Source organism: Legionella qingyii, from assembly GCF_003184185.1.
The window spans coordinates 17,335-33,643 of record NZ_QHJG01000023.1; the positions used below are offsets into that span (position 1 = coordinate 17,335).

Here is a 16,309-nt window from a genome sequence, read left to right on the forward strand (position 1 = left end):
AAGTTACAAGCTACATACTTTTTTGTATTGCTATTGACAGGTTTTTGAATCAAATTCAAGAGTGATTTGATAGCTAAAAATACCTGTCAATAATCTTTTAAAATCATAGAGTTATTGAGCAATCCAAACTGGATACCGTCTCATAGGAATCAGACGGTTTTATTTGTTTCGGACTCGCAAAAATAGATTTTCTTTTATCTTGTGATTGAAATAATACATCTCGTTTAATGGTTTTTAAAAAGTTATCGAAATCGAGAAAAATTTCAATTTTTAATTGATAATCAGATTCTTTGGGATCGCTGTTCTTGTTATAAAATTCAACTGCCTGGCTGCTGAGTCTCATTACTTTTTGCTGTAAATCATTTTTTGATTTGAAATTGTTGCTGAGTTTCATCGCTTGTTCGGTAAATTCGAGAAATTGAGCTTTGTATTCTTCTATTTTCATTATGAATCCTTTTCAAATTATAAAAAGAGGTGTCCTAACCTCATGAATAAAAAGCAAAAAGCATGCCGTTTCTTGTTGATTTGAATTAAGAGGACCGCCTGGGTGAAGTATATGCGGTCGTACAACTTACTAATGATTAAAACTACGTATTTCTGCGTTCTTTATTAAAACCGCCTTTGCAGGCTGGAGAATTTAAAACACTGTTGCCGCTGCGTTCCCATTCATCAGGAGTAAATAAATGCATGCTTAAAGCATGTAATCCAAGCTCAAATTCTTCTTTCAGTAATTGATTTAACAGTCTATGTCGTGCAATTTTCGATAACTCGGTAAATCGTGACGAAACAATGGTGAGCTTGAAGTGAGTTTGTGCCCCTTCAGGAACATGATGATTGCCTGATTCATCTTCAACATTTAAATAAAAAGGAACCAGTTCTTGATTTACTAATTCTTCAATACGATCTTTACGTGACATATTCAACTCTTGGTTAATTTAAATTTACAATAAAAAAGCCGCCCAAAAGCGGCTTTTTAAAAAAGATACGATTAAATTCTGCAGTTTGCGGGGACGTATCGGTCATTGGCCTGTAAATCTACTCTACACGTCCATTCAATTGGATCTGTTGGTGGTGTTCCAGGAACCAGCGCTGCACCATTCGCTTGTGGAGTTAACGTTAAGACTATATTGTTTGCTGTCGCACGATAAGTAATGGTTATTATCCCAGTAGCTCCAGCAACATCTACGCTTTGTACATTAGTTGTTGGATTTGTAAAACTCCAACCCAAGCTTAAATCGGCAGCCCCAGTTGACGCGTTTTCAGAAACAGTAGTTTTTGCTGAAGAGGCGATACTTAGCCCTTCGGTAACACGTGCTCTAATCACATAATCCTGATACGCAGGAATAGCAATTGCGGCAAGAATACCAACGATTGCCACCACGATCATTAATTCAATTAAAGTAAAGCCTTTTTGTTTCATTATCTGCTCCTAATGATTGGTACAACGATAAACATGCAAATAAAGTGCCATTTATCAATAATTTACAACTCAAATAGGCCAAATACAACCTGCCTTGGCTAAAAAAGGAAGTCCTCTTTACTTGCCTTTGTTGTAATTGTAGCAGATGAAGTGATGGGTTGCTTAATTTATAAATGGGATTATTTTCAATAAATTGTGCACTGTAGCGTGGATGACTGCGCTTCATCCAGGCTACAAATTGAATCCTATTTAAGGACTTTGGGAACTAATTGATTCTTTAAACGCACATAATCAGGTAATCCATTAATGTAGTCTGGATAGGCTTCGCCTTGAATCAGTGGCGACAAGTATCTTCTGCATGCAGCGGTAATGCTCATTCCATCGGCACCGATATATTCCGCAGGCATCGCTTTTTCCTGATTGGCAACATCGGCTAATGGAACATGGCCAATAGACCATTGATACGGTTCATCTTGCTCGCGAATGATGATGGGCATGATGGCATTTTGACCTTTTATGGCATATTCTACTGCTGCTTTACCAAGAGCATAAGCTTGTTCCAGATCCACTTTGGAGGCGATGTGGCGCGCAGCACGCTGTAAATAATCTGCGACAGCCCAGTGGTATTTATAATTCAGTTCGCTTTTGATGAGCTGGGCAATGACTGGTGCAACACCGCCTAATTGAGCATGACCAAATGCATCACGAAGTCCTGCATCACTTAAGAATTTGCCTTCTGTATTACGAATTCCTTCTGAAACGACAATCACACAGTAACCATAGGTTTTAACACATTCATCAACCTTACTCAGGAATTTATCCTGTTGAAAAGGGACTTCAGGCAATAAAATAATGTGGGGAGGCTCATCAGGATGTTGGCTGGCCAATCCGCTTGCTGCTGCAATCCATCCTGCATGACGTCCCATTACTTCAAGAATAAAGACTTTTGTTGAGGATGCAGCCATAGACGCAACATCAAAACCTGCTTCTTTGGTTGATACCGCTACATATTTAGCGACCGAACCAAACCCTGGGCAGGCATCTGTAAAGGGAAGATCATTATCTACAGTTTTGGGTATTCCAATACACGTGATTGGGTATCCCATTTTAGTCCCTAATTGCGATATCTTATGCGCTGTATCTTGTGAATCGCCACCACCATTATAGAAAAAGTAACCTATATTATGAGCTTTAAACACTTCAATCAGACGTTCATATTCTGCGCCATCATCCTTGAGTTTGTAGCGACATGAACCGAATGCCCCAGAAGGAGTTTGCAATAATTTGGCAATATCGGCATCACTTTCCAGTGAGGTATCAATAAGCTCTTCGTGTAATGCACCAATAATTCCATTTTTGGCTGCATATAGTTTGCCAATGTGTTGCGGATATAACCTGGCGGTTTGCAGCACGCCACACGCAGAAGCATTAATTACGGCGGTGACACCACCTGATTGAGCATATATCGCATTTTTTATAGTCATTCTTTCTCCTGGTTAAAGGTCATTGCTCATCGCCATCGAACTCCCGCGGGAGTTGGAAGAAATGGGGATAAACAAACATTTAAATTCTTATTTTTTGATTTTCGTACTCACTAATTACAGCATCAATGCTTTGAATTAATTCTGCAAAAGGAGTCGCTAATTCTTCGATTGAGGCGGCTTGTGCGGCTAGTTTTTCTACATGGACTACTTTTTTCTGTAATGTGGGTACTCCGGAAAAACAACATGCGCCATGAAGCTTATGCGCCACTTCCCCTAGCTTTTTAATATTTTTATCATGCATTAACTGGATGAATTCTTCACGGTTCTTGTGTAACTCTTCGACAAATCGGGCAAGAAACTCTTCTGCAAGCGCTTGATTTCCTGATACTTTTTGTACACACAATTGCCAATCAATTGCAGCATGTTTTGCTTTATCGGCAATGCGGATGATGTGAGTCAGTAATTGTTTTTCATCTATAGGTTTTTGTAAGCAAAAATCGACTCCGGATTTTTTCAGATCAATACTATTCACATCATTACCATTCGCACTTATTAAAACGATGGGCGTATGGCGGTTAAGTTGTGATTTTTGACGAATGAGACGGGATGCTTCTAATCCATTTATTTTAGGCATCTGTAAGTCAAGTAAAATGAGGTCATACTTTTTGTCATTACAAGCAGATACTGCCATTTCACCGTCATCAACCGCAGTCATGTTTGCATGAGTACCTAATAAAGAGTTAAGCAGCATCTTGTTCACTGGATTGTCTTCGGCTATAAGCAAATCAGGTCGCATAAAACGCAATTGTTCCCTTAAGTTATCCAACTCATGATTTGCTGGTTTTTCAACCTGTTCCTGGCTGGTAAGTGATTCAATAACGTCTTGAAGTTTTTGGATGCTAATTGGTTTATATAAAAAGCCTTGGGCACCAAGCGCGGTATAATCATTAATGAGCCATTTGGAAATCAATACATAAGGGAAATAATTGTGTTCTGAGATGAGTTTGCTGATTTTTTGCTCATAACCCTTATTGATGTTGAGGAACGCAATTTGACAGTCTTTGTTATTCTCCAAAGCCTTCTCTAGGTGGTTAAATGAGTTTACTGGGACACAGTGTATTCCCCAATAACCCAAGCCGTTGCATAGTGCTTCCAAGTGCAGTGAATTATCATCGAAGCACAACATTTTAAAATGCGCGAAGGGGTGTATTTGATTTTTTTCGATTTCATAGGCTGCCAGCTTTTCAACTTTGATATGAGCGGTAAAGCTTGAGCCTTTATTGAGTTCACTGGTAAAGGAAATACGGCCATGCATTTCTTCACACAGTTTTTTACAAATAACCAAACCAAGGCCCGAGCCGCCATAACGACGAGTAATGCTTGTATCGGCCTGGTTAAACGCTGTAAATAATTTACTTTGATCTTCAGTAGAAATACCCAGGCCGGTATCCGAAATCGTGATGCATAAAGTGTAATCTTTATCCGTTTCCTGCTCTACTTTAGTGCGGACTAATACATAACCATGATCGGTAAATTTAACGGCATTAGTCACCAGATTGGTGATAAATTGTTTTATTCTGAAGGGGTCGCCCAACACAATCTTGGGTACATTGACATCGGTTATAGGAATTAAATCAATTCCTTTTTTATGGGCATTGGGTGCTGCAAGGGTAAGAACTTCATCAATACAATGACGAATATTTAACGGGATGCAATCTAGGTGAAGTTTTCCCGCATCGATTTTGGAAAAATCGAGAATGTCGTTAATTATTCCTAATAAATCTTGCGCAGAAGCTTTGATCGTTTTGACATAATCCAATTGCAATGGATCCAGTTTGCTTTCCAATAACACATTCGTGAAACCAATCACTCCATTCATCGGGGTACGGATTTCATGGCTCATATTGGCAATAAATTCAGATTTTTGTCGGCTTTTTTCTTCTATTTTTTTCTTCTCAAGGGAGAGTTCGATATTTTTTTCTTCGAGTAACTCGAGACTTTGTTGTAGATCTTCAGTAGCTACTTCAATATGTTGATTTAAATCACGAATTGTTTCGAGGTATTTTTTTTGCAAATGCGAACAGCCTTGCTCAATAATGCCTAATTCACCCGGACTGCTTGTTTTTATTTCTGTTTCAAATTCATTGCGCAAAATTTGCTTCATGCTTCGACGCAAGCGGGAAATAGGTAAATAAATACGCTTGGAGAGAAAATAATGAATGGTTAATCCCATCAGCAAACCAAATAAAGTAATAAAAATGGTTACAATGAGCATTTGATAGCGTTTTATTATCATCGAGCGCGTATCAATATCAATAGATAACCACCCTAAAATATCATCCGCCCGCGTGGCCATGGGGCTTAGGAGCTTCTTGAATGCTGAATTGGAATAAAGATTAAATTTGGGAATAGTGATTGGTGCGATGAAATTGATCGTAAAAGGATTAATTTGCTTGCTTTCAATGTAATCCCCCGTAAATTTAGGTGGATCAAATGGTTTACTCAAAGAGTGCTTTCCACCGCGATAGGCAAGTAATTGTCCATCACTACCATAAAAGGCAAGGGCAATTACTTCCGGATTAATTGTGGATGCATTAATTAAACCCTGTAAGGTACGATCATCACGCCGGAGCATCGCATACTGCGCTGCGGGGAGTAATTGGCGGATATATGCTTCTCCCAAGCGGGACATATGTTGTTTTAAGTCATTACCAAACAGTCCGTTATAAAAAATAGCGAGAAGCAGGGCGACTAGAAAGGCTGGAATCAGGGTGGTAATTCTCAGTTGATACTTAATACCAATGCTTTTCAAGATAACTCACCAAATAGTTCGGAAAACTTTTATTTTAGCCGGAGTAGAGTACAGTGTAACCTGAAATGATTTGCACAATATCTCAAGTGACTTGCTTCACCCAGGCTGCAAAGTCAGTTATTATAGCCCGATTATTTTATTCCTTACAATGTGGAACAGATTATGACAGTTAGAACCCGATTTGCACCAAGCCCAACTGGATTTTTACATGTGGGTGGCGTGAGAACTGCTTTATTTTCATGGCTTTATGCAAAACGTCATCAAGGTGAGTTTATTTTGCGTATAGAGGACACAGATCAGGAACGTTCTACCAAAGAATCAGTACAAGCTATTCTGGATGGTATGGCTTGGCTAGGTATGGATTATGCTGAAGGTCCTTTTTATCAAACCCAACGTTATGAACGCTACAATCAGGTGGCGCAACAATTTTTGGATGAAGGAAAAGCTTATCGTTGTGAATGCAGTAAAGAGCGCTTAGAAGCGTTACGGACTGAACAATTGGCTGCCAAAGAAAAGCCCCGTTATGATGGTCATTGCCGAGATAAAAACCTGCCTTTATCGGATAAGCCTTTTGTAATCCGCTTCAAAAATCCCGCTCAAGGGACAGTATCGTTTCACGATGAAGTGTATGGAGAAATCCATGTAGCAAATAGCGAATTGGATGACTTGATTTTGGTGCGCTCTGATGGCCACCCAACCTATAATTTTGCCGTAGTTATCGATGATGTAGACATGAATATTACCCATGTAATACGTGGGGATGATCACATTAATAACACACCACGGCAAATTAATTTGTTTAAGGCGCTGAATGCTTCTATTCCAGTATTTGCTCATTTGCCTATGATTTTAGGAGAGGATGGTAAACGTTTGTCTAAAAGACATGGTGCAGTGAGCGTTTTGCAATTTAAAGAGCTAGGTGTTTTGCCTCATGCTTTATTAAATTATTTAGTGCGTTTGGGCTGGTCTTATGGGGATCAGGAAATCTTCAGTATTAATGAAATGATTGAACGCTTCGATTTAAAGAATGTAAGTCGAGGTGTTTCAAGTTTTAACTATGAGAAATTGTATTGGTTAAATCAACATTATCAGAAAAATGATCCTGTGGAGGAGGTTGCTGAATCCTTACGTTGGTACTTTGAGCAGGCTGGCATTGATTTATCCAATGGACCCAAGTTAACTGATCTGGTTTCTATTCAGGCTGAACGGTGCAAAACCTTGGTTGAAATGTGTCAAATGAGTTTATACTTTTTCACGGACTCGATTGAGTACGATGAAGCTGCAGTCAAAAAACATTTACGCCCCGTGATTTTGGAGCCATTGACTGCACTTTATGAACAGTTGCAAAAAGTAATTTCTTGGGAAAAAGATCATTTGCAAGAATGCATAAATGATATCAGTGCTCAATTTGATATCAATATGGGGAAGATCGCACAACCTTTGCGGGTCGCTGTTACGGGATCAAGTATGTCTCCATCTATTGATATGACATTAACCTTATTAGGCCGCGACAGGGTATTAACTCGCCTTAAAAATGCTTTGGAACAGTTAAAAATCAGAGCTCAAGCAAGTAGCTGATATTCCCTTAATGAATTGCAGGTTGATTTAGAATAGCAACCTGCAGATGTAAACCCGTGTTATATCTCTGTTCTAATTGATATGACAAACAATTTTAATGCAACAAGGATGGTATCTTATGAAATTAAAATCAAAATTCCTGGGATTAGCCTTAATCACTTCTTTGATTTCGCCAATATTGTCTGCTGCTTCAGAGACCTCTTCTAATGTTACAAGTCAATTGCAGAAAGAGATTGATAAGTATTATATGAAGTACAATAAAAAGGAAAAATTCACTGCTATTGCCGCCTCAGTCCTGATTCCGCAGAATCAGGCAAATTACCAAAAAGAAATTAAGACTGTGGTGCATGGTACCATGGGATATCCTCCATTATCCCAAAAGATTACCCCTAGCAATTTATTTGATATTGGCAGTATTACTAAATCTTTTACTGCATTAATTATTCTGCAATTGCAAACAGAAGATAAATTGTCTCTGGACGATCCTTTGGGTAAATGGTTACCGCAATATCCTAATTGGAAAAATGTTACTTTAAGACAGTTACTGAATATGACCAGCGGAATTCCAAATTATTCCGCAGATGATGAGTTCTCTAAGAAAATGGATTCTCATTTGGATACTGTTTGGACTGATGAAGAGTTACTCAAGTATGCTCATCCTGAAAAACCGCTCGAAAAGAGAAAGGGGAATCTTTATGAGTACTCGAATTCTAATTATATCCTGGCTGCCATGGTTATAGAAAAAGCTACCAATGATACGTTTGCCAACCAGTTAAAATTGCGAATCATAAATGCTGAAAATGGTTTAAACGATATGTTTTATCTGGCAGGTCCTGATGGTCAATCTCTAGAAAAAATGATTGAGGATCGAAGGGTTCATGGATATTTTTATGATGAAGAAAAGAATAAATTAATTGATACCTTAAGCAATGATTTATCTTGGGGTGGAGCTGCTGGAGCCATCGTGGGAACAACTGAAGATGTCGTACGCTGGGTTCAATTGCTTTATCATGGCACATTAATTAAGCCAACTTTCAGAGAGCGAATTTTAGCTGAATTAGAGTCAGTTGTATCGTTGAAAACAGGACTGGCTATTCCTACAGTGACGGAAGAAGATCCCCATGGATTTGGATTGGGTGTTGTATCTATTTACGATAATGAACTTAAGCAGCGCTTTTGGGTATATAAAGGTAGTACATTAGGATTTCGTGTAATGTATTTTTGGCAACCTTGTAATAATGTGACTACCGTGGTCGCTTTAAATGGTAAGGGTGGAGAAGGAAATCCTCAATCTAAATTGGGTGATGAGATTATTAAAGCAAACCAAAATTTATATAAAGTAATTTTGAAAAATTACCCTGAATTACAATGTATGTCTTAAATCCCGTTCTTTACCCTTCTCCTGCTTCATGGAGAAGGGGCTATCTACCCCTATAAAAACACATTAACTTCAATTATGGATTAGATGATAGGCGATTGTAGTATCTATATATTTCATGTGGTACAATTTGCGCTCTAAGTTCAAAACATGAGCGCTTATGTCAAAAGATATGCCACTCCCTGATCTAATCGTTAACAAAAAAACGGATCATTTTTTTATTTCGATTAACAAACAAGGTCCACATTCTTTTGTAATGCTGGGAGTTTATGACCAAAATAAAGTTCGTCATTTACTTTGTCGCGTAGGCAAGTTTGGCAATACTGGTGCTGTAGGATCTGACCTACATTTAATGGGGCATCTACCTCACGACCTTACAAAATATAAAGGGAGCTATATCTATTGCAACGACGTTGCAGAGAGAAAATTGTATCGTATTAAAAATGGATGTAACCTTCATCTGCGTTCTGAATTACCTGCTAATCTTAAAAAATATAAAGAAAGCTATATCTATTGTGATAATAATGGCTGTAAAAACCTATATTACATTAAGTCAGATGGGACATCCGAAGAAGTAATAATTAATGATTTTAAAAAAATTGATGAAAATCTTAGAAAGATTAAGAGACAAAAAGCTAACCTATGGCATCTTACTACCGAGCAAGTTAGCTCCTGCATCACAGCAAACGGAGGCCATAGCCTGGGGATATCTGAAGAAGTAAAAATAGCTGATTTCGATAAACTTGATAAAAATATAAATGAAATTAATCCACAAAAGGCTCCCAGGTTGCATCTAAGTGGTTCTCAATTTTATGAAATGATTTCCTTAAATGGCGGTTATGATCAGGATATAGAGTCAGATTATTTCATGCAAACGGAGTTTCTCTGCAATGCTCTTTTTTTTGCCAATAAGGGCAAGTTGATGGATGAAGGAATCTCTCGGAATGAAAGGCAATGGAGTAAAATTTCTTATCAAGCCTACGACATCACATATGATCAATATGTGGAGTTTTTGAGAGTATTAGAAGCCACGCAGTCACTTTATAACCAATTTGAATGTTACAAACCTTATAAAACAGACGATGAGGAAGTCACATTAAGATTTGGTGGAAAGAACATTTTACCTCCTCTCGACGTAAATAGTATCGATGTAAATAAGATAAAAGCGAGTGTTAGTGAGTTGCACGTTGGCAATACATGCAGGCATTCAGCAATAGCACTTATTGAGGCAACCCAGCATGCACCAGTATCTTCTTTGGTTTCCTCCACCTTTTTTATGGAATTACCTTATGAAACGCAGTTGGAATTTGGCAAGCCAAGTGAATCCATTCCATTCTATGTGCTTCCACCACCCCCAGCAGCATTCTTTGAATCAGATAAGACAAAGAAGAACATAATTACAAAGCTATATCAGCGAATGGAGAACATGTTACTCCTTGAGCCTAACTCTTCATATACTCAGAAGAAGTTTTTGAAGTTGAAAGAGTTGTATTTAGACATAATTGGTCCAAGCAAAAATTTTTCGCTTGATGAATTGCTGACCAGTATTCAGAACTGGAAAACTGAAAGTAAGACTACTTTAGAAACTTTAAGGAAAACATACTTTTGGGATACTTTTTCTTTTATCAAAAGACAATCCTCTACGATGAAACTAATTTCCGAAGTAGAAGAAGAGCTTCAAAGAAAAGTGGAACTAGATTCCTAGAGCATATAATCTCTGGGTGTTCTATTGTGATTCCAAAAAGCATATCATAGATAATTACAGGGGTTCTCCTGCTAAAACCCTAATGCTCAATTACAAACCAGGATAATTGACGATTAATCAACGGAGTGGATATGAAACTTTATTATACTAAATCAGCATGCTCATTGGCAGTACGTATTGTTCTCAATGAATTAGGTCTTGATTTTCAAGATGAAGAGGTTGATTTAAAAGCAAAGAAAACGAGCACAGACGAAAATTATCTATCCATTAATCCTAAAGGTGCAGTACCTGCACTACATCTTGATAATGGAGATTTACTGACTGAAAATCAGGTCATCTTACAATATTTGGCGGATATCACACCGGGTCAAAAGGTTCTACCCTCAGTTGGTGATTTAAGAAGATACCATACTCTGGAATGGGTCAATTATGTTGCTACGGAATTGCATAAGACCTTAGGTATGTTTTTTAATCCTAATCTTAATGAAGAAACAAAAAGCATTTTTATGTCGGTAATTAATACGAGGTTCAAGTATGTTAACGAGCATCTTGCGACAGGACCTTATTTAATGGGCAAGGATTTTACATTGCCAGATGCTTATTTGTTTGTCATACTACGCTGGGCTCATTATTTTAAAATGGATCTTTCTGCATATAAAAATCTGGAACAATTCATGAAGGTTGTTGCAGAACGTCCAGCTGTTGTAACCTCGTTGCAACAGGAAAAATTATAATAAGTATTTATCCTATATTAAGAACGTTCGTATTTTTTATTGTTCATTTCATCTGTATTTAAATCCGATCGTTCTTCGATTATTTTGCTTCGGGGGTAAGATAATTACTCACTGTAATTATTTTGGAAGATAAATATGCCTATAAAGCCTACATTTCAGGGTGGAATAGATCTTAATTTTTACTCACAAAGTAAATTTGAAACCCTTGAAGGAGTTGCACAAGAAAACCAGGCTCCCATTATTGCCCGCAATGCAGTACGATTTTTAATGATGGGATGGACGGAACAGTGGACTGAATTTTTAACCCCGGCAGTGGCGCATGCCATTTTTGTAAAACGTGATCATGAATTATTAAGAGAATTACGGTTTGCTTTTCAACAAGGTTTTTTAGAGCTTTTTGAGCAATTAAGAACTAAACAGTTAACTGCGGAACAAGAAGAACAAGTTCATCTATATTTGAGTAATTGTTTATCGTTACTCCCTTATGGTGATTTAACTCCTTATGAGTCTATCAAAATCCCTCAATGTATTGATGGAAATTGGGAGCTCGTCGAATATCAGATTAAACCAATTGAATTAACAGAACGCTCAGGATGGAAACGTTTTGTTATCCAAGATACAGATCGGGTTTTTGCTTATGGTCTTGAACCTCTTTTTCAAAAAAGGGCTGAATCGCATTTAATTTTTATGGGAACAACTTACCCGGCAGGGCAAGGATTTTTACCTCAGGTAAATACAGACTCGAATGGTTTTGAAACAGTTGGCGAATCTCTTTATCGAATGGGTCGAAAAAGAATTCACGAATGGCTGAGTACACAGAACAATAAGATACACGTATGTGGGGTAAGCTTAGGAGGTTCTTTAAGTTTATTGCTCGCCATCGATCAAGGGGATTATACACTCTCACGTGTTGATGCATTAAATCCCGCAGGGCTTCATGATTCCAAAAGAACGTATGATTATTGGGATGAGTTGACCGATAAACCACAAGTTGTCGTGCAAAAGCAAGGGAATGATCCGGTTTCAGCTTTTGGGATCTGGAAGGATGATTGGTATATTATTCAAGTAACTCCGCCAAATGACAAACAAGGCCCCAATTGTTTTTGTGATCATTTTTTAAATTACGCCGGTTTTGCTGATACAAAGTTCGATTACATTGAGGCAGAAGAGGATAATGTCAAACGAAAAGCACGTAATTTTTGGCTTTATACACTCGGTAGAAGCCTAATTTATGGTCTTTTCCTGCTTCCCTATACTTATGCAGTTCGTCCACTTTTTTCTTTTCTTGCACAAAACTGGAGAGTTACAGTACCCATCTTGGGAATTTTAGTTAGTGCATCCCTTACAGTTGCTGGGGTTTTACCACTACTTGCTTTTTTGGGCATTGTTGGCGGTTTATTTGCCAGTATTTTTATATCCTCCTATTGCTTTCCTAAAAATAAAGTTTCAAAAGCGGCTTCTGCCCAAGCTGAGTTCATAGAAAAAGAAGAACTTGCTCAATTGCATGATCCATCTCTTGCTCGTAATCCAACTATGGATATTTATAATAATCATAATGCTGTAAAAGTAGATTTGACTTATCAACAAATACAAACTTATTATGATGTAATGCGTCGTCTTGTAAAAGATAAGCATCCTTTGCCCGGCGAAGAAATTAAAAGCAAACATATTGATGGAGTGAGCAAAAAATCCTTACTCCAAGAATGCTCTGAGCCTCAGAAGCGCGATCTTGTAGTGCCGTTCAGAGTTACCCCAGCCAAAGCAGCTCACATACGACATACTTTAACTTTGGTGCAGCAATTGGGAATTGAGAATGAAAATTTAAAGCCAAATTTAGAAAAATGCTACACTGAATATTGCATTGGCAAGCATAAATAATTGAATTCGTTCTGGATTTAGACTTCTTTAACTAGGGTCTGTTGATAATTGCTTCATTAGTCTACTCCCCGCACTTTATGCGCGGGAAGTAGGCCAAACTAAATGAAATGTCAGCAGGCTCTAGGGATATCATTCAATGATAATTGGAAATAGGGAGATAAATTTTGTCTGGAGGAACTGTTTTTAAAGGGGGATTAGAACTAAAATTTTTTGAACAACAAGAGTTTGAATCTCTTGATGGTGCTGATGTGTCTGAACAAGCCCCTATTTTAGCGCGTAATATATTGCGCTTTTTCACTATGGGATGGACAGGATCCTGGACTCAATTTTTAACCCCGACTGTTTTATATTCTTTTTTTCTACAACGCGACACGGATTTATTAAGAGAAGTTCGTTTTGCCATGCAGCAAGGATTTTTGGAGCTCTTTAAGCAATTGCAAGGCAAAGACTTAAGCTCAGATGAGGGGGAACAGGTACAACTTTATTTGAGTAATTGTTTGTCTATACTTCCTTATGGTGATTTAACTCCTTATGAGTCCGTTACTATCCCTCAATGTATTGATGGGCATTGGGAGTTGGTTGAATACCAGGTTACTCCGATTGAATTAACAGAACGGCATTGGTGGAAGAGTTTTTTTTCCTATGATAATGATCGTGTTTTTGCTTATGGACTTAAGCCAATTTTTCATGAGAAAGCAGAATCTCATTTAATCTTTATGGGAACTACTTATCCTGCAGGCCAGGGTTTTCTCACTCAAATAAAGACTGACTCTAAGGGATTTGAATCGATTGGTTTGTCTTTGTATCGTAGCGGTCGAGAGAGAATAAGAGACTGGCTAAGCCAACAGAAGAATACAATTCATGTATGTGGGCTAAGTTTGGGTGGTGCTTTAAGTCTATTGCTTGCTATCGATAAAGGAAATTATAAGCTATCACGTGTTGATGCTTTGAATCCTCCTGGACTTTATGATCCTCTATTTAAAAGTGGCTTTGATTATTGGGATGAATTAAAAGACAAGCCCAAAGTTGTAGTGCAAAAACAAGGTAATGATCCAGTTTCTGCTTTTGGAATTTGGAAAAAAGGTTGGGATATTCTTCAGGTTATACCCCCACAAGACAAGCAAGGCCCCAACGCTTTTTGCGATCATTGCTTGAATTATGCTGGATTTGCAGATACGGAGTTTAGATATATTTCTGCAGAAGATGATAATTCACAACGAAAAACGCACCATCTTTTATTTAATGCGGCTGTGAGATCCTTTATTTATTATTACGTATTAGTTCCTTATACATATGCAGTTCGTCCATTTGGATATTATGTGTTGAATAAATTGCTTCCTCAAAGTACTGGGAGCCCAGCATCTCAGAACGTTACTGGATTAGCTAAAATACATCATCCTTATCTTCTTCGAAATTCCGTCAATGGATATGTATCATGAGAACAATACCGTTGAAATCGACCTTACCTACCAACAAATAAATACTTATTATCAAATAACACGCTGTCTGATAAAGGGTAAAGATTTTTTACCTGGAACAGATCAGGAAAGCAAACACACTCCAGGAATGACAAAAGAAACCTTATTGCGAGAAAGTGACGATTTTCAGAATGCTCATTTACAGGTCTCTTTTAAAGCAACCAAGGCTAAGGCGTCACATGTACTACATACTTTAACTTTGGTCCGTCAATTGGGTTTGGATAATAAAGAGAAACTAAAATCTATCTTAGAGAAACATTATGAAACATATCGTTTAGGCAAGCAGTAATTATTTTAGTAAGTATCTGTGCTATAACGCTATAGACTATCTTTACATGCGACCATGTCATCAGAGATTATGGAGAATGCTCTCTCTAGTTTGATCATTTTCATAGTGCCGTATCATTTGATTTATTGGCATTAAGTTAAGAAAAGCTGTCGTTCCCGGGAAGACGAGAACCCATTTTTAGCAAAGCATTTTGTTTATTTAAGAATAGATTCCCGCCTTCGCGGGAATGACAAAAAAACTTAACTTAAAGTCAGTGCAAGCCTCACTATGTTCGGGATGAGGTAACTACGATCGAGAATGAAATACGTTCATTATTCGTGATAAAAACTCATCAAAAACGAAAAATCAGATGCGCAGCTACCGAATAAAGAAACGGATAATACGTGTCTGCCGGGTTAAGTTGCGACTCTCCATAACCAGCAGTAAAACTACCGGCAATTTCACCCATGATGTGCTCAGTAAAGTCATAATTTACACCAACGCTAAAAGCAGGTCCCGGACGCCAATCATCAACAACAATATCTTTACGATGTACACCAGCCACTCCCGCGCCAGAAAAAATTTTCATTTGAGAATGAGGAATAGGGACCATAAGTTTTCCCATCAAAGTTAGCGTCTCCGTTTGAGATGATAAAGATTCTAAGCCATCATGCTCAAAACTGAATAAACTTATGGAATCGAAAAGGACATTTGCTTCAGGAAAGTGGGTGTAGTTTACTTCAATTGCAAAAAAACGAGTAAACTCATATCCCGCCATTATACCCCAAACACTTCCGCCTTCCTCAACACTGGTAGGTGTAGATAACATCAAGGCAACGTTTTGATTTTCTTTAGTGGGGACCAAACCTTTCCATGTAGTTGAACCAAACCCTCCAATTGCACCTACGTAAAAAGGATGGTGTGGTTGATTCTTTGTCTCTGCCAAACAATAAGGCGTTGAAAGAAATAAGAATGATAATAAGAATAATTTCGATTTTTTATTATGCACAATAATTACTCTATCAAGATTGCTTTGACCATTAGCATTTTGTTGGGCCGAAGCCCAACCTTAATCCATTTTTTTGACTTTAATTTACTATAATTTACTGACAGGGCTTTTTGGTAGAACTACATATTCTGCCGCGAGAGTCAACTCCTCCCTGACGATAACAATTCCAGTTATCAAGGCAATCTTGTTTTGTAGTATAAGGTTGAGCCGCACATGCTTTATCCAATGAGCCATAGACACTTACCATACGTGCATAAAGCATATTCATATCTTGGCACATACCAGAAGGCAAGCCTGAAGAGGTACAATAGCAGGTTGCAACTTTTTTAAATGAGGAACAAAAATTTACATCATTAGTTGGTACAGCATTACCGCAAGAACTACCGTATGAAAAAGCAGAGAAACTGAGTAAGCACATTAAACCTGCAAAAAATCCTCGTATCATTTTAACATCCTCTAGTTAGCTCGAAAATTTATCTAAGTTACTCTATCAGAAAATTAATCAGGCTGCAAAAGGCATCGGTATTAATATTGTGATTTTAATATGTGAAGAACGAAAACAATA

At 37.8% G+C, this 16,309-nt stretch carries 13 protein-coding genes and 1 pseudogene; 6 read left to right on the forward strand and 8 right to left on the reverse strand.

The features are described from left to right. Positions 1-103: 103 nt before the first annotated feature. The 6 genes from DGG96_RS14230 to letS form a co-directional block, all read right to left on the reverse strand. On the reverse strand, positions 104-445 hold the full coding sequence (locus DGG96_RS14230; RefSeq protein WP_110143320.1) for a hypothetical protein: 342 nt from the start codon (positions 443-445) through the stop codon (positions 104-106). Between the two features lie 142 nt (positions 446-587). After that, entirely contained in the window at positions 588-917 is a 330-nt protein-coding gene (locus tag DGG96_RS14235; RefSeq protein WP_110143321.1) for a BolA family protein, read from the reverse strand. A gap of 71 nt (positions 918-988) precedes the next feature. Continuing rightward, positions 989-1,420, reverse strand: a complete 432-nt coding sequence (locus DGG96_RS14240) for a pilin (RefSeq protein WP_110143322.1) — start codon at positions 1,418-1,420, stop codon at positions 989-991. Beyond that, entirely contained in the window at positions 1,392-1,646 is a 255-nt protein-coding gene (locus tag DGG96_RS14245) for a hypothetical protein (protein ID WP_110143323.1), read from the reverse strand. The genes DGG96_RS14240 and DGG96_RS14245 overlap by 29 nt, the downstream gene beginning before the upstream one ends. Positions 1,647-1,665: 19 nt before the next feature. Then, complete coding sequence (locus tag DGG96_RS14250; protein WP_110143324.1) at positions 1,666-2,904, reverse strand: 6-phosphofructokinase; 1,239 nt, start codon at positions 2,902-2,904, stop codon at positions 1,666-1,668. 79 nt (positions 2,905-2,983) lie between these two features. Continuing rightward, complete coding sequence (gene letS, locus DGG96_RS14255; protein ID WP_110143325.1) at positions 2,984-5,719, reverse strand: two-component system sensor histidine kinase LetS; 2,736 nt, start codon at positions 5,717-5,719, stop codon at positions 2,984-2,986. Positions 5,720-5,878: 159 nt separating this feature from the next. On the opposite strand from letS, the gene gltX reads away from it, so the two are divergent. From gltX to DGG96_RS14285, 6 genes and pseudogenes are all read left to right on the forward strand, one after another. Further along, positions 5,879-7,294: a glutamate--tRNA ligase gene (gene gltX, locus DGG96_RS14260; protein ID WP_110143326.1), complete on the forward strand. Its 1,416-nt coding sequence runs from the start codon at positions 5,879-5,881 to the stop codon at positions 7,292-7,294. 118 nt (positions 7,295-7,412) lie between these two features. After that, positions 7,413-8,675 (forward strand): serine hydrolase domain-containing protein, encoded by a 1,263-nt coding sequence (locus DGG96_RS14265; protein WP_110143327.1) that lies wholly within the window; start codon positions 7,413-7,415, stop codon positions 8,673-8,675. A gap of 157 nt (positions 8,676-8,832) precedes the next feature. Then, positions 8,833-10,377, forward strand: coding sequence for a hypothetical protein (locus DGG96_RS14270; RefSeq protein ID WP_110143328.1), 1,545 nt, complete (start codon positions 8,833-8,835; stop codon positions 10,375-10,377). Between the two features lie 131 nt (positions 10,378-10,508). After that, a complete protein-coding gene (gene gstA / locus DGG96_RS14275) occupies positions 10,509-11,111 on the forward strand; it encodes a glutathione transferase GstA (protein WP_110143329.1) in 603 nt (200 codons plus the stop codon). Between the two features lie 135 nt (positions 11,112-11,246). Further along, positions 11,247-12,989 carry a hypothetical protein gene (locus tag DGG96_RS14280; RefSeq protein ID WP_110143330.1) on the forward strand — a complete coding sequence of 581 codons (1,743 nt, stop codon included), beginning with the start codon at positions 11,247-11,249 and terminating at the stop codon, positions 12,987-12,989. A gap of 164 nt (positions 12,990-13,153) precedes the next feature. Further along, a pseudogene (locus tag DGG96_RS14285) lies at positions 13,154-14,756 on the forward strand (hypothetical protein). 331 nt (positions 14,757-15,087) lie between these two features. Here the strand turns inward: DGG96_RS14285 and DGG96_RS14290 are convergent. After that, complete coding sequence (locus DGG96_RS14290; RefSeq protein WP_110143331.1) at positions 15,088-15,744, reverse strand: outer membrane beta-barrel protein; 657 nt, start codon at positions 15,742-15,744, stop codon at positions 15,088-15,090. Between the two features lie 94 nt (positions 15,745-15,838). Beyond that, positions 15,839-16,189 (reverse strand): hypothetical protein, encoded by a 351-nt coding sequence (locus DGG96_RS14295; RefSeq protein WP_110143332.1) that lies wholly within the window; start codon positions 16,187-16,189, stop codon positions 15,839-15,841. Positions 16,190-16,309: the final 120 nt, after the last annotated feature.

Coding starts and splice junctions, on each gene's coding strand:
- gltX (WP_110143326.1), top strand. CDS start 5,879: ATGACAGTTAGAACCCGATTTGCACCAAGCCCAACTGGATTTTTACAT.
- DGG96_RS14235 (WP_110143321.1), bottom strand. CDS start 917: ATGTCACGTAAAGATCGTATTGAAGAATTAGTAAATCAAGAACTGGTT.
- DGG96_RS14295 (WP_110143332.1), bottom strand. CDS start 16,189: ATGATACGAGGATTTTTTGCAGGTTTAATGTGCTTACTCAGTTTCTCT.
- DGG96_RS14240 (WP_110143322.1), bottom strand. CDS start 1,420: ATGAAACAAAAAGGCTTTACTTTAATTGAATTAATGATCGTGGTGGCA.
- DGG96_RS14250 (WP_110143324.1), bottom strand. CDS start 2,904: ATGACTATAAAAAATGCGATATATGCTCAATCAGGTGGTGTCACCGCC.
- DGG96_RS14270 (WP_110143328.1), top strand. CDS start 8,833: ATGTCAAAAGATATGCCACTCCCTGATCTAATCGTTAACAAAAAAACG.
- DGG96_RS14265 (WP_110143327.1), top strand. CDS start 7,413: ATGAAATTAAAATCAAAATTCCTGGGATTAGCCTTAATCACTTCTTTG.
- DGG96_RS14280 (WP_110143330.1), top strand. CDS start 11,247: ATGCCTATAAAGCCTACATTTCAGGGTGGAATAGATCTTAATTTTTAC.
- gstA (WP_110143329.1), top strand. CDS start 10,509: ATGAAACTTTATTATACTAAATCAGCATGCTCATTGGCAGTACGTATT.
- DGG96_RS14230 (WP_110143320.1), bottom strand. CDS start 445: ATGAAAATAGAAGAATACAAAGCTCAATTTCTCGAATTTACCGAACAA.
- DGG96_RS14245 (WP_110143323.1), bottom strand. CDS start 1,646: ATGAAGCGCAGTCATCCACGCTACAGTGCACAATTTATTGAAAATAAT.